General features: G+C 52.4%; 19 protein-coding genes. 10 read left to right on the plus strand and 9 right to left on the minus strand.

The genetic code is table 11. The features are described 5' to 3' along the window. Positions 1-28 precede the first annotated feature (28 nt). Together FH871_RS06420 and FH871_RS06425 are read right to left on the minus strand one after the other, a co-directional pair. On the minus strand, positions 29-781 hold the full coding sequence (locus FH871_RS06420) for a hypothetical protein (RefSeq protein ID WP_138990511.1): 753 nt from the start codon (positions 779-781) through the stop codon (positions 29-31). Next, the gene (locus FH871_RS06425) at positions 778-1,884 is read right to left on the minus strand and encodes a serine hydrolase (RefSeq protein ID WP_138990512.1); all 1,107 of its coding nucleotides are present in this window, start codon (positions 1,882-1,884) and stop codon (positions 778-780) included. Before FH871_RS06425 ends, FH871_RS06420 begins: the two co-directional genes overlap by 4 nt. Before the next feature lie 232 nt (positions 1,885-2,116). On the opposite strand from FH871_RS06425, the gene FH871_RS06430 reads away from it, so the two are divergent. After that, a complete protein-coding gene (locus tag FH871_RS06430; RefSeq protein ID WP_138990513.1) occupies positions 2,117-2,431 on the plus strand; it encodes a DUF3817 domain-containing protein in 315 nt (104 codons plus the stop codon). A gap of 133 nt (positions 2,432-2,564) precedes the next feature. After that, positions 2,565-3,479, plus strand: coding sequence for a polysaccharide deacetylase family protein (locus FH871_RS06435; protein WP_138990514.1), 915 nt, complete (start codon positions 2,565-2,567; stop codon positions 3,477-3,479). 66 nt (positions 3,480-3,545) lie between these two features. Here FH871_RS06435 and FH871_RS06440 read toward each other — a convergent pair whose 3' ends face one another. Next, a complete protein-coding gene (locus FH871_RS06440) occupies positions 3,546-3,962 on the minus strand; it encodes a GNAT family N-acetyltransferase (RefSeq protein WP_138990515.1) in 417 nt (138 codons plus the stop codon). Positions 3,963-4,023: 61 nt separating this feature from the next. On the opposite strand from FH871_RS06440, the gene FH871_RS06445 reads away from it, so the two are divergent. From FH871_RS06445 to FH871_RS06475, 7 genes are all read left to right on the plus strand, one after another. Continuing rightward, a complete protein-coding gene (locus FH871_RS06445) occupies positions 4,024-5,388 on the plus strand; it encodes a TrpB-like pyridoxal phosphate-dependent enzyme (protein ID WP_138990516.1) in 1,365 nt (454 codons plus the stop codon). 130 nt (positions 5,389-5,518) lie between these two features. Then, positions 5,519-6,073 carry a GNAT family N-acetyltransferase gene (locus FH871_RS06450; RefSeq protein WP_138990517.1) on the plus strand — a complete coding sequence of 185 codons (555 nt, stop codon included), beginning with the start codon at positions 5,519-5,521 and terminating at the stop codon, positions 6,071-6,073. A 143-nt stretch (positions 6,074-6,216) separates the two neighbouring features. Further along, positions 6,217-7,734, plus strand: a complete 1,518-nt coding sequence (locus FH871_RS06455; protein ID WP_138990518.1) for a malate:quinone oxidoreductase — start codon at positions 6,217-6,219, stop codon at positions 7,732-7,734. Between the two features lie 12 nt (positions 7,735-7,746). Then, a complete protein-coding gene (locus tag FH871_RS06460; protein ID WP_138990519.1) occupies positions 7,747-8,220 on the plus strand; it encodes a YdeI/OmpD-associated family protein in 474 nt (157 codons plus the stop codon). Positions 8,221-8,311: 91 nt separating this feature from the next. Then, on the plus strand, positions 8,312-9,217 hold the full coding sequence (locus FH871_RS06465; RefSeq protein ID WP_138990520.1) for an AraC family transcriptional regulator: 906 nt from the start codon (positions 8,312-8,314) through the stop codon (positions 9,215-9,217). Positions 9,218-9,291: 74 nt separating this feature from the next. Further along, entirely contained in the window at positions 9,292-9,756 is a 465-nt protein-coding gene (locus FH871_RS06470) for a hypothetical protein (RefSeq protein ID WP_138990521.1), read from the plus strand. Between the two features lie 2 nt (positions 9,757-9,758). Next, a complete protein-coding gene (locus FH871_RS06475; protein ID WP_306439230.1) occupies positions 9,759-10,067 on the plus strand; it encodes a DUF3817 domain-containing protein in 309 nt (102 codons plus the stop codon). Positions 10,068-10,127: 60 nt separating this feature from the next. Here FH871_RS06475 and FH871_RS06480 read toward each other — a convergent pair whose 3' ends face one another. The 4 genes from FH871_RS06480 to FH871_RS06495 all read right to left on the minus strand — a co-directional run bounded on the left by FH871_RS06480 (position 10,128) and on the right by FH871_RS06495 (position 15,309). After that, a complete protein-coding gene (locus FH871_RS06480; protein ID WP_138990522.1) occupies positions 10,128-11,471 on the minus strand; it encodes a DUF6600 domain-containing protein in 1,344 nt (447 codons plus the stop codon). Positions 11,472-11,538: 67 nt separating this feature from the next. Further along, positions 11,539-13,770: a xanthine dehydrogenase family protein molybdopterin-binding subunit gene (locus FH871_RS06485; RefSeq protein WP_138990523.1), complete on the minus strand. Its 2,232-nt coding sequence runs from the start codon at positions 13,768-13,770 to the stop codon at positions 11,539-11,541. Beyond that, on the minus strand, positions 13,767-14,777 hold the full coding sequence (locus FH871_RS06490; protein ID WP_138990524.1) for a xanthine dehydrogenase family protein subunit M: 1,011 nt from the start codon (positions 14,775-14,777) through the stop codon (positions 13,767-13,769). Before FH871_RS06490 ends, FH871_RS06485 begins: the two co-directional genes overlap by 4 nt. 4 nt (positions 14,778-14,781) lie before the next feature. After that, the gene (locus tag FH871_RS06495; protein ID WP_138990525.1) at positions 14,782-15,309 is read right to left on the minus strand and encodes a (2Fe-2S)-binding protein; all 528 of its coding nucleotides are present in this window, start codon (positions 15,307-15,309) and stop codon (positions 14,782-14,784) included. A gap of 191 nt (positions 15,310-15,500) precedes the next feature. On the opposite strand from FH871_RS06495, the gene FH871_RS06500 reads away from it, so the two are divergent. Continuing rightward, the gene (locus tag FH871_RS06500) at positions 15,501-16,355 is read left to right on the plus strand and encodes an endonuclease/exonuclease/phosphatase family protein (RefSeq protein WP_171062775.1); all 855 of its coding nucleotides are present in this window, start codon (positions 15,501-15,503) and stop codon (positions 16,353-16,355) included. Positions 16,356-16,375: 20 nt separating this feature from the next. On the opposite strand, the gene FH871_RS06505 is transcribed toward FH871_RS06500, so the two are convergent. Further along, on the minus strand, positions 16,376-17,221 hold the full coding sequence (locus tag FH871_RS06505) for a mechanosensitive ion channel family protein (protein ID WP_138990527.1): 846 nt from the start codon (positions 17,219-17,221) through the stop codon (positions 16,376-16,378). An 86-nt stretch (positions 17,222-17,307) separates the two neighbouring features. Continuing rightward, positions 17,308-18,258: a magnesium/cobalt transporter CorA gene (corA, locus tag FH871_RS06510; RefSeq protein ID WP_138990528.1), complete on the minus strand. Its 951-nt coding sequence runs from the start codon at positions 18,256-18,258 to the stop codon at positions 17,308-17,310. Positions 18,259-18,264: the final 6 nt, after the last annotated feature.

Raw genomic sequence — 18,264 nt, forward strand, 5'->3', positions numbered from 1 at the left:
GAACGAGTCGGTTTTCCACTGCCAGGGGTTAGAATGAGCGTTGGATTCCTATCGAAACGCTTTGCCGTAACCAAATAACCGATCGGGGTTGATCGTACTTGAAATAGCTCATCTGGTACCTACAGGTTGCCTGGTATTTTCTACTGAATTGATACTGATAACGGGCCTGCACAGCCAGGATTGGATTTTTACCAAACCAGGTTGCCGCTATTTGTTCCTTATCGTTGTAATCGTAGTCGGGCCGATAAACCGCGCTGACAACCGAAGCAAAAGCCTGAATCTGTAACCGATGAACCGGAGTAAACCGGTACGAAACCAGGGCCGAGGCACCCAGCGAAACCGCAGCCGTTGCCTGAACGGTCGAAACTTCACTATCGGGTGAGTAATTCGTGGAGTTTCCCAAAAGTCGAAGTCCAATTCCGCCAAAATACTGAAGACGGTTTTCAGGTTGTCTGGCCGGAGAAAGCCGCCAATGGTAGTTCAGGATCAGATCGACGAGCCGGGTGGAGGCTTTTCTGGAAACTATGGACTGGGGGTTTGTCTGTGTATAACCAGCTTCCAGTTGCCATTGGGTCTTCGTTCGCTCCTGGCCATACATTCCCTGCAGACGCAGGCCGGTTCCCCGATAGGTGTAAGGCGAATAAAAATAATCCTTGATTTGCAGGGGAGCAACACCGGCGTGAAATTCCAAATACCGGCTCTGCTGCTGCGCTTCAACGCGGACAAAAACCGTCATGGACACGACACAAATCAGGATTTTACGAAATGACGGGTCCATCATAATGCAGGAAGAATACCGAACCGAATCATACCAAATAACTGCGCCGAAAGACCGGAATTCAGGTTCCCGGCGGTAGAAACTACTACTAAATTCTCGCCCGGAATCACGACGATAAAATGACCGCCATTGCCAGACGCATAATAAGCCGGATAGATTTTCCCGTCCATCGTAAACTGCCGTCGCCACCACAAATAACCGTATTCCTGGTTACGCAAAAGAACCTGATGGCGGGTCGATTCCTCAACCCAATCCGCCGAAATGAGTTGCCGTCCCTCCCACTGCCCTTTGTTCAGAAACAGTTGACCAATCTTGGCCATGTCGCGGGGCCGAATAAAGAGCCTACCGCTCGTATTGACCTGGCCGGTTGGCATTCGATCCCACCGGACGGGTTTGATCGTTAATGGTTCCCATAAATACTGTTGGGCAAACTCATCCACGGTTTTTCCACTCGCCTGCTGAATAATACCGCCCAGAATAGCCACGCCCCCGGTGCAATAGGCAGAGGTTGTACCGGGACTATTCGCCATGGGAAGGCCCAGCGTGTAACGAATCCAATCCTGAGACTGATACATCTTTCCCTCGCTCCCCGGCGATTGCGGATCGTCGTCGTTGCAATCCAGACCGGAACACATGGTTAGCAAATCGCGGATGGTCATCTGCTTTTTGGCCAGCGTCAGATTGGGCAAAGAACCCTGGGGAAAATAATCGATCACCTTCTCATCTACACTTTTGATAAATCGTTTATCCAATGCAATCCCGACCAGCGCCGAGGTTATACTCTTTGTTGCCGAGTAGATATTTTCGGGAACCGTTTGCGTGTAGCCCCCGAAATAATTTTCGTATACCAACCTGCCGTTTTTGATAATCAACAGACTGTGAATATTCCGATACTGCTCGGTCGTAATCATATCCGTTAGTTGCTCAATCGGTTTTGGATTCATTTGCTGACTTTGCAGCGAAGCAACCGACCACCCATCCTCCAATTGATCAGGGATTCGGTAGGTATACGTAGCGGGCGGATCGGTGGTTAACTGACTACAGCCAAGCAGGCTGGCTAAACTCACACTCAGTACGGATCGGCGTCGTAAAATCCAATGCATCATTCGTCACTTCCGGTTTATTGCCTCCAAAGTTGAAACGGTTGCTGAAGGTATCAAACGAAACCGGGTCGACTTAACAAACTTTAACAGGAATACACGCGCCATTTAATACAACCAGAGGAAAGGAGGATACCAAATGGAGTGTCTAACCTTTTGATTTGCGAGGGTATTCAAAAATGCTGTCGTATGTTTGCAAAACCACCAGACTGGTTCCGTTTTCTGATTATTGAAATTTATGTCCCTTTCCCTCAAAACCCCACTGGGTCGTTTCCGTTTCATTGGCATTCTGGAAGGTATTTCCTACCTCGTTCTGCTGGGAATTGCCATGCCGTTAAAATACTGGGCGGGTTGGCCGCTGGCTGTTAAGTACGTGGGCTGGGCGCACGGCGTTCTGTTTATCGCCTACATCATCGCTCTGATTGCCGTAACTTTCGACCGTCGCTGGTCGTTCATCCGCCTGGTCGTTGCCTTTGTTGCGTCTCTGGTTCCTTTCGGCACGTTCTGGCTGGAAGGCCGTCTCAAAAAGGAAGAAGAACAATCTGTCTCATAGTCAGAGCGAAACGCTTTTTGACAAAAAAATAGTCGGTACTTTGAATAACTTCCGGCGTTACCAACAAAACCTTTTGCGTATATTTCCCCGGACCAACTCCATTTCACCATCCAATTGTGTCGCCCGGAAGAAGATGAGCATTACAAAGAGTGCCCTAGTACCCCTTGCCATTTCGCTATTGACTGCCGCTACCCTGATTTCCTGCTCGCAAACAAACGAAACTTCGCAAACTACTGATACTAAAAGCGATAGTGCTACTGTAGCGACCGCCATACCGGCTTCATCGACCACCACCACGCCCGATCCGGCAACGATTCCGGCCGGCAAGATCGCCGATGCTGCCACCATCCTGAGCCGTAAACAGGTGCCGATTCTGTGCTACCACCAGATTCGGGAATGGCGCGCCAAAGACTCGAAAAGTGCCAAGGATTACATCTGCCCCACTTCGGTTTTTGAAGCCCAGATCAAAATGCTGGCCGACAGCGGCTACCATGCCATTTTGCCCGATCAGTTGTATGCGTACCTGACCACCGGCGCCCCGCTACCCAGCAAACCGGTCATGATTACGTTCGACGACGGGGACCTGGACCAGTATGAAACCGCCGTTCCCATTCTGGAGAAACACAACTACAAAGCGGCTTTTTTCATCATGACCGTAGCCATCGGACGACGCGGCTACCAGCCCTACATGGACAAACAGCAGATCAAGGACCTGGCCGACCGGGGGCATACCATCGGCTGTCATACCTGGGATCACCACAATGTCAAGAAATACCAGGGCCAGGATTGGGTGACGCAGATCGAAGAACCGACCAAAAAACTGGAAGCCATTACCGGAAAACCGGTCAGGCATTTTGCCTATCCGTTCGGTCTCTGGAACCACGAAGCCACGGTTGAACTGAAGAAACGGGGTTATCTGGGTGCCTATCAACTGGCTGAAAAGAAACGCGATGAGGAAAATCCGTTGCTGTCCGTTCGCCGGATCATCGCCAGCGGCTACTGGAGTCCCCGGACGTTGCACAACAGCATGGTGAACAGTTTCAAATAGCATTTCAACCCTGCACCCCTGAAGAGGGCTTTTAACGCCAGACGCGGTAAAACTCCCTTCAGGGGGTTAGGGTATCTTTCTCAGTTTCAACACGTATTTCGAGTACGGTATATCTCCTTTGTAAAATACTTCCCCTTCCGGCTCCATGCCAAACCGCCGGTAAAAATCGGCCGCCGAAAGCCGGGCATCACACCACAGCGTATGGGCACCCAGCGTTCGGGTTTCTTCGATAACCCGATTCAACAGGTGCGTGCCGACGCCCTGCCGCTGGCAATCGGGGCGGGTGGCAAATTTCCGAAAGCGGGCGATCCCTCTTTCTTCAAATAGGGAAATAACCGCCACTAGATCTGCATCACGAAAAGCCCCAAAATGACGGCCATCAGCATCTTCTTCCAGCACCACGTAGTCAAACGGTTTGTCGGGCCACAGCACCGCATGACGCAATGTGTACGTCTCCTCCGGTTTAATTTGTCGAATCGTCATCGAAATACATCGGGTAAATTGCTAAGTTAGGGGTTCATTATTTTCCAGACCCCGTAAACGCATGGCACAGAAAAAATTTATCCTGAGCGAAGCCGACATTCCCGAAAAATGGTACAACATCGTGGCCGACATGCCCAACAAGCCCCTGCCACCCCTGCACCCCGGAACCAAAGAACCCATTGGCCCCGACATGCTGGCTCCCCTGTTCCCGATGGAGCTAATCAAGCAGGAAGTGACCACCGACAAATGGGTCGATATTCCCGACGAAGTACGCGAAATCTATAAAATCTGGCGTCCCACGCCCATGTTCCGCGCCTATGGTTTGGAGAAATTGCTGGACACACCCGCCAAAATTTACTACAAATACGAAGGGGGCAGCCCCGCCGGTTCGCACAAACCCAACACGGCGGTTCCGCAGGCGTATTACAACAAACAGGCTGGCGTCAAGCGCATTACGACCGAAACCGGCGCGGGTCAGTGGGGCAGCGCACTGAGTTTTGCCTGTCAACTGTTCGGTATCGAGTGTGAAGTCTACATGGTTCGGGCGAGTTACGACGGCAAACCGTACCGCAAAATCATGATGAACACCTGGGGCGCCACGGTGTACCCCTCCCCCTCGAACCGCACCGAAGCCGGCAAGAAAATCCTGGCGGACGATCCCCAGTCGCCGGGCAGCCTGGGCATTGCGATTTCGGAAGCCGTCGAACTGGCGTTTCAGGACGAAAACACCAAATACGCCCTCGGCTCGGTGCTCAACCACGTGCTGATGCACCAGACTGTCATCGGTCTCGAAGCCATCAAGCAACTGGAGCAGGCCGGTGATTTCCCGGATATTATTGTTGCTCCGTTTGGGGGTGGTTCCAACTTTGCCGGGATCACGTTTCCGTTTCTGCGGTATAATCTGGAAGAAGGCAAAAAAATCCGCTGCATTGCCGCCGAACCGGCTTCCTGTCCCAAGCTGACGCGCGGGGTGTTCCGCTACGACCTGGGCGACACGGTGGGCATGACACCCCTCCTGCCGATGTATACGCTCGGCCACAATTTCATTCCGGCCCCGATTCACGCGGGCGGTTTGCGGTACCACGGCGCAGGGGCCATTGTGAGTCAGTTACTCAAAGACGGGCTGATCGAAGCGCAGGCACTCAAGCAGTTGGAGTGTTTCGAAGCGGGGATCAAATTCGCCAAAACCGAGGGCATCATTCCGGCACCGGAAGCCACGCACGCCATTGCAACGGCCATTCGCGAAGCCCAGCGGGCCAAAGAAGAAGGAACCGCCAAAACGATTCTGTTTAACCTCTGCGGGCACGGCCACTTCGACATGAGTGCCTACGAGCAGTATCTGTCGGGCAAGCTGGTGGAACATGAAGTGACGCAGGAAGAAATTCTGGAGTCGCTGGCGGAGCTGGATACACCGTTGATTGCCTGATCGTTAACCCCTCCTTCCGATATTCGTTATTCACTATTCAGTATTCGATATTTATTGATTTAACCTCACTAATATCGAATACTGAATAGTGAATAACGAATATTGACTAACGAATACCACATCTCAATTTATGCTCACCGTAAATTTCGACCCTTTCCCCATCCTAACCACCCACCGACTGCTAATCCGGCAATTGGTCGAAAGCGATGCAAATGATTTGTTTGCCCTTCGTTCCCATGAAACCCTGATGCGGTTTATTCCCCGCCCCCTGGCGAAATCTGTGGACGATGCGGTTTTGTTGATCCGGGGATTTGACGAACTGATTCGGGCCGGTGAAAGCATTACGTGGGGAATCGCGCTAAAAAATGAACCCAACGTGATCGGAACCATTGGTTTCGTTCGCTTTCAGAAAGAAAACTTCCGGGCCGAAGTCGGCTATTTGCTGCATTCGGACTACCACGGTAGCGGGCTGATGCAGGAAGCCCTTCTGGAGGTGGTCGACTACGGTTTTCGGGCGCTACAACTCCATTCCATCGAAGCCATTGTCGATCCGGACAATACCGCTTCCGCCAACGTTCTGGAACGAAGCGGTTTTCGGAAAGAGGGGCATTTCAAAGAAAATAAATTCTTCAACGGTCGCTTTCTCGATTCGGTTTATTACGCCCGCCTGGCCCCGATTGAATAAATACCGGCATAAATTGTACTGGTCAAATGCGTCCGGAAAATTGCCTGAAAAAACAACATACATTCCAAAGAAGTTACTAAAAAACAGTGAATTACATCGCAATAATTATAGTTTTATAGGATAGACCACGCGTTTTACTGATTATGCCACAAAGTAGTCGATTTATACAGAAAGACCCGGACGTTGTGTTGATTGGGGCCGGAATCATGAGTGCCACGCTCGGCATGTTACTCAAAGAGCTAGACCCAACGTTGACCATCGAAGTTTTTGAACGGCTGGATGTGTTGGCCGCCGAAAGTTCAGATGCCTGGAACAACGCCGGAACCGGCCACTCTGCTTTTTGCGAATTAAACTATACTCCGGAAAAAGAAGACGGATCGGTCGATATCTCCAAAGCCGTTAAAATTGCCGAGTCGTTCGAGGTTTCCAAAGAATTCTGGGCCTATCTGGTACAGCAAAACATTACGCCCTCACCCGAAACGTTTATCAACGAAATTCCCCACATGAGCTTCGTTTGGGGGGAAAAGAACGTCGAATATCTGAAAAAGCGGCACGACGCGCTCGACAATCACCACCTCTTCAAAGGAATGCTCTATTCCGAAGATCCGGCGCAATTGAAAGAGTGGATGCCGCTGGTCATGAAGGAACGGGAACCGGATCAGAAAGTAGCCGCTACCCGCATGGACATTGGGACCGACGTCAATTTTGGTGCCCTGACCCGCGCCTTATTCGACCACCTCCGGAAAATGGAGGGTGTCACGATCCGGCTGGCCCACGACGTTCGCGACCTCGAACAGGAGAAAGACGGCACCTGGAAAATCACGGTAAAAAACTGGTCGACACGGAAGAAACGGGAGCTGCGCACCCGGTTTATTTTCATCGGTGCGGGCGGTGGCTCCCTGCCCCTGCTCGAAAAAGCCGACATCCCCGAAGGCAAAGGCTTTGGCGGTTTTCCGGTCAGCGGCCAGTGGCTGGTCTGCAACAACCCGGACATCGTTGAACAGCACGAAGCGAAAGTATACGGCAAAGCGGCTGTCGGCTCTCCCCCGATGTCGGTCCCGCACCTCGACACGCGGATGATCGACGGCAAAAAAGCCCTCCTGTTTGGCCCCTACGCCGGTTTTTCAACGAAATTCCTCAAAAATGGCTCCTTCATGGACCTGCCATTGTCCATTAAAGCCAACAATTTGCTGCCCATGATGGCGGCCGGTTTGCACAACATTCCGCTGACGAAATACCTCATCGATCAGGTGCGGCAATCGCCGGAAGATCGGCTGGCCGCGCTGAAAGACTATTTCCCGGCGGCCAAAATGGAAGACTGGGACCTGGAAACCGCCGGTCAGCGGGTTCAGGTCATCAAGAAAGACCCCGAAGAAGGCGGTATTCTGGAATTCGGCACGGAAGTCGTCTGTGCAGCCGATGGTTCCATTGCGGCCCTATTGGGGGCGTCGCCGGGAGCGTCGACCTCCGTTTCCATCATGCTTGACCTGCTAAACCGGTGTTTTCCCACCCAACTTCGTACGGAAGCCTGGCAGACCAAATTGAAGCAGATGATTCCGTCGTACGGGCAATCGCTGGCGACCAATGCGGAACTGGCGCACCAGACCCGTGCCTGGACGAGTGAAGTGTTGAGGCTCAAGGAGACTGAACCGGTTCTTTAATGGAGTCAGATCATGGCCGCACCCAACGATGCCGTCCGGTTTGACGCGGTGATCGAGCGATTTACAAACGCAATAGGAGCGCATTATATTGGTGTTCCCGACGAGGTGGTGCAGCAGTTTACGCAAAAGTCGGCAGTACGCGTCATGTGCCTGCTCAACGGCACCGTCGAGTTTCACTGTGCTCTCCGGCCCAAAGGCGACGGTTCGTTTATGATCAGCATCGGAACACCCATCCGGCAGCAGCTCAAAGTGCGGCTGGGCGACAGCGTGAAGGCGGTAATCTGGAAAGATGAAAGTGAATATGGTCGAAAAATGCCGGAAGAACTTCAGGAGTTGCTGGCTATCGACGAAGAGGGAAACCGGCATTTTCAGGCCCTCACGCCCGGCAAGCAACGCAGCATTATGTATTACATCGACGGAGCCAAAAACGTCCAGGTCCGCGTGGACCGCGCCATTATGATGATCGACCGGTTGAAAACGAAATAATTTTACGGCTGAACATTGCCGTTAAAAAAGCCGTACCGTATTTCAGTACAGTTTTTATTTTTATCGGATTGCCGTTCTATTCTCAGGAATCATGAGCGAAATAAAACTATACGATGCCCCGGAATTTACGGCGAAGTTCATGCCTTCAGAGGAGTTAGATGCGATTTTAAAAGCGGATCGCAGCAAGTTTTTTATTGTACGGGTAGAAGAAATGTATCGCCATGTCGACAGCCCGGTTCCGCCTTCCCGATCGACAATCTATTCCTGTTTATACCTCACCGAAGGTGAAGCAAGCATGAAAATCGGGAGTGAATTGTATACCATTCACAGCCAGGAATTACTGATTGTCCCTGCTGGACAGGTTTTTTCATTTCGGGAAAATGACGTAAACAAAGGCTATCTTTGCGGTTTTCACAGCGATTTTCTGGTGGGAAAATGGCTCAAAAACAACCTGTTAAAAGAATTTGACTTTTTACAGATCTGGGGAAATCCACTCATCAAACCGGACGAGCAATCTGCTCAGTTTATAGAGTCCCTGTATGGACGACTTCTGATTGATTACTCCCAAAATGGCCTTCAGAACCCCGGCATTTTACAGTCGTATTTACTCGCGTTGCTGTGTGAGGTAAACCGGGTTTACCAGGCCATTTCACCCCCTGATCCCATCGCGGCTGTGACCCTGACAAACCGGTTTCGGGAGTTGGTCTTCTCGCTGTTCCGGACGAAACAACGGGTATCCGAGTATGCCGCCCTGCTCAATATTACCCCCAATCATCTGAATAAAACCGTTCGGGTCGTTTCCGGAAAATCTCCGACCAAATGGATCGACGAAGCCATTCTGCTCGAAGCCAAAGTGCTGTTATGCCAAACCGGTTTGTCCATCAATGAAGTCGCTACCCAAGTCGGTTTGGACGATCCCTCCTATTTCACCCGTCTGTTTAAAAAGCTGGAAGGACAAACGCCAACCGAGTTTCGAAGAATGATTGAAAAGTCCTGAAACTCGCCTTATCCATCCTACCCCCCATTCTCCCAAAAACCGACCTTTGCATCATCAATCGATGCAATAGAGCCATGTATTTCCTTCTTTTAAGTGTTCACTCTGCCTTCCGATGGCTGGTTGTTGTGAGTGTTTTGTACGGAATTTACCGGGGATTCCGGGGCTGGTTTGGCCAGCGTTTGTTTACCCGAACCGATAACGCCACCCGCCACATTACGGCCACGATTTGCCATACTCAGCTACTGATTGGCTACGTCCTCTATTTTAACAGTCCGTTGATTCAGTATTTTCGGTTCCATTATGACGAAGCCCGCAAGCAATTCGACCTGTTGTTTTTCGGGCTGATCCACGTCATTTTGATGACCATAGCGATCATTTTGATCACGATTGGTTCATCAGCCTCGAAACGCATGAATTCTGATCGGGGGAAATTTAAAACCATGACAATATGGTTCTTGCTGGCCCTATTAATTATGCTATCGGCCATTCCCTGGCCTTTTTCACCACTGGCCAACCGGCACTACTTCCGCTCTTTTTAATCATGAAATTTCTGACCACCAAAATCGGTCGTCTGCGGCTGATCGGCTTTTTAGAAGGGCTCTCTCTCCTCATCTTAATCGGCATTGCGGTTCCCTTAAAATACGCCAGTGGGGACCCATCGCTCGTGAAAACAATGGGACCGGTACACGGCCTATTATTCCTGCTTTTTAGCCTGAATACCCTGAGTTTTGGAATCGAGCAGAAATGGAAATTTCAGGAAACAACCTGGAAGGTATTGGTCGCCTGCCTGATCCCATTTGGCACGTTTTACGTAGATTATACAATTCTGTCGCGACAGGAGGTCCAATAAAAAAACGGTCACGAACCGTACGTTAGACTGTCCATGACCGCTTCGTTGGCATTTCAATCGTTACTGCGGCCCCCGACGGCCGCCACCGCCCTCACCCCGATTGGAAGAGTTTTGACGCTCCTGATACTGGCGGGGCGGCTGACTCGGAGTCCGTTGCTGAAACTCTCCTCCCTGACGCTGGGGCCGTTCTACCCGTTGCGGAGTGCTTTCACTGCCTCCACCACCGCCCGACCAGCGGGAACGCTGGCTCGACTGATCAGGCTGGGGATAACTCCGGGGTTCGGCCCGGCGCTCGACCGACGGAGAGCCCGCGCCCGGATTGTAGCTGCGGTTCGTGCGGTTTTCGGAAGGGCTTTCCATCCGGTTTGGCATAGTTCCGGAACCAGACCGGTTGTCAAAATCAGGACGGTTTGAAGTACGGGAGTTAGACCGGTAATCAAAATCGGGACGATTTGAATTCGCAGAATTGGACCGGTTCTCGTAATCCGGGCGGTTTGTGTTATCAGCATTCGGCCGGTTGTTGAAGCCATCGTTGCGGTTCATCGAATTCTCACCCCGATTGGTTGGATTACGATCATAGTCATAGCGGTTCGAACGGTTTGAGTTCGGATAGTTCCCGGCTACCTCACCCCGATTATTGCCGTTGTAATTGCCATTCCCGTTGTAACTCCCCCGGTTATCTCCCCGATTGGAATTCCCGTTTCCACCCCGGGCACCATACGCGCCACGACTCGCAACATCGTTGGCCCGGTAGACCGGAACACTCCGGCGGGTATAGCGTTCCATCTCATCCCGGCGCGGGCCGTAGCCATACGACCGGTTGTTGTACCGGTATACGTTATTGATGATGGTTGTGTTGTGATAGACGTTGACGACCCGGGTTCTGGGAATGCAATAGCTGTAAACGCGCGGGCTGGTGATGTACATCTGCGGAACAAACGTCCAGTAATTGAACGGAAGGTTGATGTTTACGTTGATGCTCATGTCCGGCCCGAGCGGTGCCCAGCCGTAGTAGCCACCACCGGAACGCCAGCTCACCCAGGCCGGTCCCCATTCGCTGTCCGGAACCCAGACCCAGCGTCCGTAATAGTCATCGAACAGCCAGCGTCCATAGTGAAAAGGCGCCCAGCCCCAGTCGTAGTCCGACACCCAGGTGTTGCCATATTCCGTTACGGCCCAATGACCATTGGTGGCATAGGGTTGAAAATCACCCGGCACATCCGGCATCCAGACCTGACCGTACGTCGGGTTCCGGGTCCATTGTCCATAAGGAGCCAATTCATCGTAAAAGGATTCCACTGGCAGATCGACGCCGGGTTGTGCCATCGTTTTTTGAGGCATCGCCAGCGCGATTAAAAAGAATAGGATCACCCCAAAAGCCGGTATGATTCGTTGTGTTTTCATGGCCCGTCGGACGTTAAAAGTAGAACTGCTCCTTTGATAAACGAAAGAGCCAAAGGTTTAATCTACTTTACAACAGTTTATCCAGCGTAATGGGCAAACTCCGAATCCGTTTTCCGGTAGCGTGAAAAACCGCATTGGCAATGGCCGCAGGCATCCCGACAATTCCGATTTCACCCAGTCCTTTCACCCCCAGCGGATTCACAATGGTGTCAGTTTCTTCCACAAATATCACATCAAGACCCTGAATATCAGCATTAACCGGAACGTGGTATTCAGCCAATGAATGGTTCATAAACCGACCAAACTGGTGGTCCATCACACTTTCTTCCTCCAGCCCTTTGCTGATGCCCCACACCATGCCGCCGATGATCTGGCTCCGGGCGGTTTTCGGATTCAGGATTTGTCCGCCCGCTACGGCAGTTACCGCCCGGGTCACCCGAACCGTTCCAAAATCCTCATCGATCTCCACTTCCACAAAAACCGCCGAATGAACCGCCCGGGCGTATTTGCGTTGTTCGAGCATATTGGGCAACGATGTCGATGTTTCACTGACGGCCCGCCCGCCATTCGTTCCCACGATGTCCAGCAGCGAAACCGCTACCGACGAATCCTTTTTGAGTCGGATGTGGGCATTCTCAAAAACAACCTCCTCCAGTTTCACACCACTAAACGGCGATTGCTTCATTTTCTGCGCCATTTTGAAGAGCTTTTTCCCCAAATCCTCGCAGGCCACTTTCACGGCGGAACCTACCGTGGCTGCCGTCCAGGAACCGCCCTGAATGGGTGCCAGGGGCATATCCGTATCCCCCAGTCGAAAAATAACGTCTTCGATGGGCATGCCGAGGGTGTCGGCGGCAATCTGGGTCATAATCGTGTAGGTGCCGGTTCCGATGTCGGCAGTGGCACTACTGACCCGAAGTTTTCCGTTGACCGTCAGCACGGCTTCCGCCCGCGCAGGCATGTGCATCGACTCCCAAATACCGGTAGCCATGCCCCAGCCCACCAATGTATGACCATTGCGCATCGAACGGGGTTCGGGGGTTCGGTTCGACCAGCCAAACCGCTCGGCACCCTGCCGGAAACATTCCCGCAACTCCTTGCTCGAATACGGCAGGTCTTCGTTCATGTCCCGTTCCGTGTAGTTTTTCAGGCGAAATTCCACGGGGTCCAGGCCCACTTTATACGCCAGTTCATCAATGGCACATTCCAGTGCCGACATACCAGTTACCCCACCCGGTGCGCGCATGTCGATCGGGGTATACACATCCAGAGGCACCAGATTATAGGTCAACGTCACATTCTGAGCCGGATACAACATACCCGCCCAGTTCACGACAATTTCGGTATAATCCTCAAATCGGGAGGTTTCTCCCACGGCATCGTGCCGAATAGCCTCAAGCTTTCCGTCTGCTGAAGCGCCAAGCGCGACCTGCTGAACGCAGACCGGGCGGTGTCCGAACGTAAACATCTGCTGGCGTGTGAGCGAAACCCGAACCGATCGTTCGAGTTCACGGGCGGCCAAAACCGCCAGAAACAACTGGTATTGCGGACGCAGACCGGCACCAAAACCGCCCCCGACGAAGGGCGAAATAACCCGGACATCCTTGAAGGGAATGCCAAATACCTGCGAAACGTACAACTGGCTGTTGGGTGCTCCCTGCGTTTTGTCGTATATCGTTAGCTTATCGTTCTTTTCATACACCACCGTGGTGGCAAACATTTCCATCGGATTATGATGCTCGGCGGAGTGGACATACGTTCCCGAAACCTGCACCGCTGCCCGCTGGAAAGCCTTTTCAAAATCACCACGCGGTTTAGGCGGTGGCGGTTTCAATAAGCTGGCAACGCCTGATTTCGGTTCCCGCGCCCGGTGCAGGTTATGCTCCAGCGCCGTTTCATGGTCTTCTTCTTCGTACTCAATCCGGATCAGCGAAGCCGCATACCGGGCCAATTCCAGCGTTTCGGCCACGACCAAAGCCACCGGCTGGCCACTGTATTTCACCGTCGCATCACGCAACGGCCGGAACGGCGAACCCGGTGGCGCATCCTGGTCTTTGTAGCTCATATCGAAACAGGCCAGACCGGGTCGGTTTTCGTGCGAAAACACCTGAATAACCCCCGGCAGTTGCAGTGCGGCTTCGACGTCGATGCGGGTAATTTTCCCTTTGGCAATGGAACTGGAAATCACCCAGCCATGCGCCAGGTCCGCAGCTTTGTACTCAGCGGCATATTTTGCTTTTCCCGTGACTTTGGCTACACCGTCGACACGATTGATGGATTTTCCGATGTATTTTGTCATGATGCGGGTTCAAGTTTAGCGGCCTGTTTCAGCGCCCGGACAATGGCGCGTTTGGCCAGTTCAATTTTAAATGTATTGTGCCCATACCCTTTGGCACCAGCCAGAAGCGCTTCAGCTACCGATTGAAAATCAGCTTCTGACAGATTTTGGCCTACCAGCATGGCTTCCACCTCAGTCTTGCGCCAGGGTTTGTGCGCCACCCCGCCCAGGGCAATCCGGGCTTCGGTGATCCGGTTATCTGCAATTTCCAGTCCCACCGCCACTGACACCAGTGCGAAGGCGTAGGAAGTCCGGTCACGAATTTTGATGTATGCATTATAGTCCGAAAATCCTTTAGCGGGTAGATCGATGGCCGTTACCAGCTCACCCGGCTGAACGGTATTGTCGCGCCAGGGTTCATCGCCGGGCAACCGGTGAAAATCCGCAAACGGTATAGTCCGCTCGCCCGTTGGGCCGGTTACCCGAACGACAGCATCGAGGGCCGCCAGGGCCACGCACAGATCTGACGGATGGGTGGCAATGCAGGCCGTTTCGGGCGGTTGATCACTGGTGCCCAGAATAGCATGAATCCGATTGTAGCCATGAATCGCCCCACACCCTGACCCCGGCTCTCGCTTGTTACAGGGCGTTGCCAGATCGTAAAAATAATAGCAGCGGGTTCGCTGGAAGAGGTTACCACCGTTGGTGGCCATGTTGCGCAACTGTGCCGAAGCTCCCGCCAGAATGGCCCGCGACAACAGCGGATATCGGCTTTCGACGGCCGGATGATACGCCGTATCGGCATTCGTCACCAACGCACCGAGTCGAAGGCCACCGTCTTCGGTGTCGTCAATGGTATTCATTGCCAGGCGGTTAATGTCTACCAACCGGTTCGGCCGTTCGACATTCTCCTTCATCAAATCGAGCAGGTTGGTTCCTCCCGCAATAAATTGGGCTCCCTCATGGATTGCCAGTTCGCCCACGGCCATGCCGATGTCGCTGGGTCGGGTATACGAAAAACTATTCATAGCGTCAGGCGTTGGGGTCAAGTTGCATTACGTCCTGAATGGCATCGACAATATGGGGATAGGCTCCACAGCGACAGATGTTACCACTCATCAATTCCCGAATATCGTCGGCGGTTTTCGCACGCCCTTCGTTAATCATTCCAACCGCCGAACAAATCTGACCAGGTGTACAGTAGCCACATTGGTAAGCATCGTGTTCGATAAAAGCGGTTTGCAACGGATGCAGGCCGCTTTCACCCGCCAGTCCTTCGATGGTGGTAATGTCTGAACCGTCCTTCATAACGGCCAGCGTCAGGCAGGAGTTGATCCGTTTGCCATCGACAAGTACCGTGCAGGCTCCGCACTGCCCGTGATCGCAGCCCTTTTTAGTACCGGTCAGGTGCAGGTATTCGCGGAGAGCATCGAGCAAACTCGTCCACGGTGCCAGTTCCAGGTGGTGAGCGGTGCCGTTAATGGTGAGCTTGACGGTGTGTTTTTCCGGCAACGGATTTACAAACCTCGCTTCGGATTGGGGAGATAGGGTCGTTTGCATAGTGAGTGGTTCATAACGTAGTATACTAAGCAGGACAACGGAGTAAATGTTGGGAAATGAGTCCAATTATTAGCCTCCGGCCTGTAACCACCAGACGAGGCCAGGTGCGCGAGCGAAATAAAATCCGGTTTGGTTGGTTTTCCGGTTGGCGACGGCGTACTTCGTCGCGATCAAACCAAATCCGCACCCCTATGAGATTAGGACTATTTTTTGTCTTGCTTTTCGGTATCCTGTCGGGCGTTTCAGCCCAGACGGTTTCCCGGTTTCCGCTGAATGTGTTGTCGTTTAACATTCGGTACAACACGCCACAGGATGGGTTAAATGCCTGGCCGAACCGGAAGGGAATAGCCGCTCAGGTGCTCACGGATTACCAGGTCGATTTTGCCGGTTTGCAGGAAGCACTCGCCGGACAGATCGCTGATTTACAGGACCAATTGCCCAACTACGCCTGGATTGGCGTGGGTCGTGACGACGGAAAAACCCAGGGCGAGTTTTCGCCGATTTTCTACAACAAGCAGAAATTTGAGGTGTTGAAACAGGGCACGTTCTGGCTCTCCGAATCCCCCGAGGTGCCGGGCAGCAAATCCTGGGAGGCCGCTTTTCCCAGGATCGCAACGTATGCGGTTTTTCAGGACAAACGCAATGAAAGTCAGGTTTTTGTAATCAATACGCACTTCGACCACATCAGCGAAACCGCCCGCCGGAACAGCGCGAAACTGCTCATCAGCAAGATCAAAGAATTGAGCAACGACCTCCCGGTAATCTTAACGGGCGATTTTAACACGCCCGACGCGTCGCTTTCCATCCAGACCCTGACGAGCGACCCGACCTTCAAACTCACCAACTCGGAAAGTCTGTCGGAAAACCCGCATACCGGCGGCACCAGTACGTTCAACAACTTCAAAACCGACCAGCGCGGCCCGGTGATCGACTTCATTTTTGTCGGCCCGGAGGTAGCGGTGAAACGCCATGATTACCTGCCCATTCTGAAAGATCAGGTGTTCATTTCCGACCACTGGCCGGTTTTGAGTCGGTTGGTTTATTAAAAATTGATTGATGCTGTGCGTTATTTCAGCTTGCCGACCGAGCTAAAATCGCCAATCACCGTAACACTCGGCTCCGGCCCTTTGATGCCGTCTTTGCTAAACTGGCGCGCGATGCCTTCGTGAACAAAGTAATAGGTGTCCCAATAATCGGCACTGTTGCACCAGACCCGGACGTCGAAATGAAACGCCAGTTCGGTTAGCTTGGTCACCAGAATGTCGTGTTCCCGGTTTTTCAGTCCAGTCGGGCAGGCATCCACCACGCGTTTGATCGACGCCTTGACCGCATCGACCGCATTGGCGTTTCCGGCGGCAAAAACCATATCGACCCGGATCGTTCCTTTTCCGGAAATATTGATTACCGGCGACGTTGACAGTGCCCCGTTGGGCAGAATGATGGTGCGGTTATCGAGCGTTACCAGAATGGTATTGAAAATGTGAATGGCTTCCACATGGCCCGTAAAACCCTGAGCCGTAATCAGATCGCCCACCCGGAACGGTTTGAACGTCAGAATGAGCACGCCACCGGCAAAATTGGCCAGGCTTCCCTGAAGTGCCAGACCCACCGCCAAACCGGCGGCACCAATGATGGCGACAAACGAGGTGGTTTCGACGCCCAGCGTACTGGCCACACTCAACAACACCAGCACCTTCAAAATAGCACCCACCAGCGACAGCAGAAAAGGCTGAACATCCCGGTCGACCTGCCGTTTGCTCATCACGGTGGACAGCATTTTTACCAGTTGATTGACCAGCCAGAGGCCGACAATCAGTATAACAATGGCCAGCAGAATTTTGAAACCGTAGAGCGTGGCGAACGCGACGGTCTGGTCGATAACATTTTGAAAGGACAATTGGGTGGGTTCCATGCAGTTGTAGTTTTAGTTTCTACAGTTAAGAAGCCGGGAACCCCGAAAAGTAACATGTTACTGAATATTTATTCGCACGGGATGGTTTAAAGCCAGTTTTTTCGCCTGAAAATCAATAAGGTTACCAGCGACGACAGGACGATGGAACCCAGCGCGATCGGATAGCCCAACTGCCAGCTCAGTTCCGGCATATTGGCGAAGTTCATCCCCCAGATGCTCGCCAGCAAGGTCGGTGGCAGAAAAACCAGCGACACGACGGTGAAGATTTTGACGATCCGGTTTTGCTCCAGGTCGATCAAACCGAGGTAGGTATTTTGCAAAAACTCCAGCCGTTCGAAGATGAAATTCGTGTGGTCGATCAGGGAGTTGATGTCTTTGATCAGCGTCCGGAGCCGCTGTTGTTCATCGTCCGTAAACCAGCCGTCGCTGCGAATCATGGAGGTAATTACGCGCTGTTTGTCGACCACGTTTTCCCGAATCGACATCGTTAGCTCCTGATAGTCGTTGATTTTCAAGAGCATTTCACGATCCAGGTTGGCTTCCAGATCCAGTTGGCGGTTGATGGATTTAATTTCCAGCGACACCACCTCGATCAAATCGGCGTCATAATCGATCCGGGATTCGAAGATCGTGATCAGAATCTGCGCCCCGTCGTTGAACATCGACCGGCGCGATTTGATCCGTTTGACGGTATCGGCAAACGATTTCAGATCGGCGTTCCGATACGTAAACAGCGTCTCGTCTTTCAGCATGAAACTGACCGGCACCGTCACGTACATCTGTTCCTTGTCGGGAACCATGAAATTGGAGTTCGCAATCAGAAATTCATCTTCCTCGATGTAGCGCGAACTGCTCTCGATCTCGGACTGCTCCTGTTGTGTCTGAAAATTAACGTCAAATTTATCTTCTACGCTCTTGGTTTCTTCGCGCGTCGGGTTCTGTAAATCAACCCAGAGGGTGCGCTCGGTATCGGAAAACGAGTCAATATCCCGAACCTTCCGAACTGCGGCTTCATCCTGTTGGAATATGCGAATCATAGAATA

The sequence above is a fragment of the Larkinella sp. C7 genome, assembly GCF_006149005.1.
Lineage (GTDB): Bacteria > Bacteroidota > Bacteroidia > Cytophagales > Spirosomataceae > Larkinella.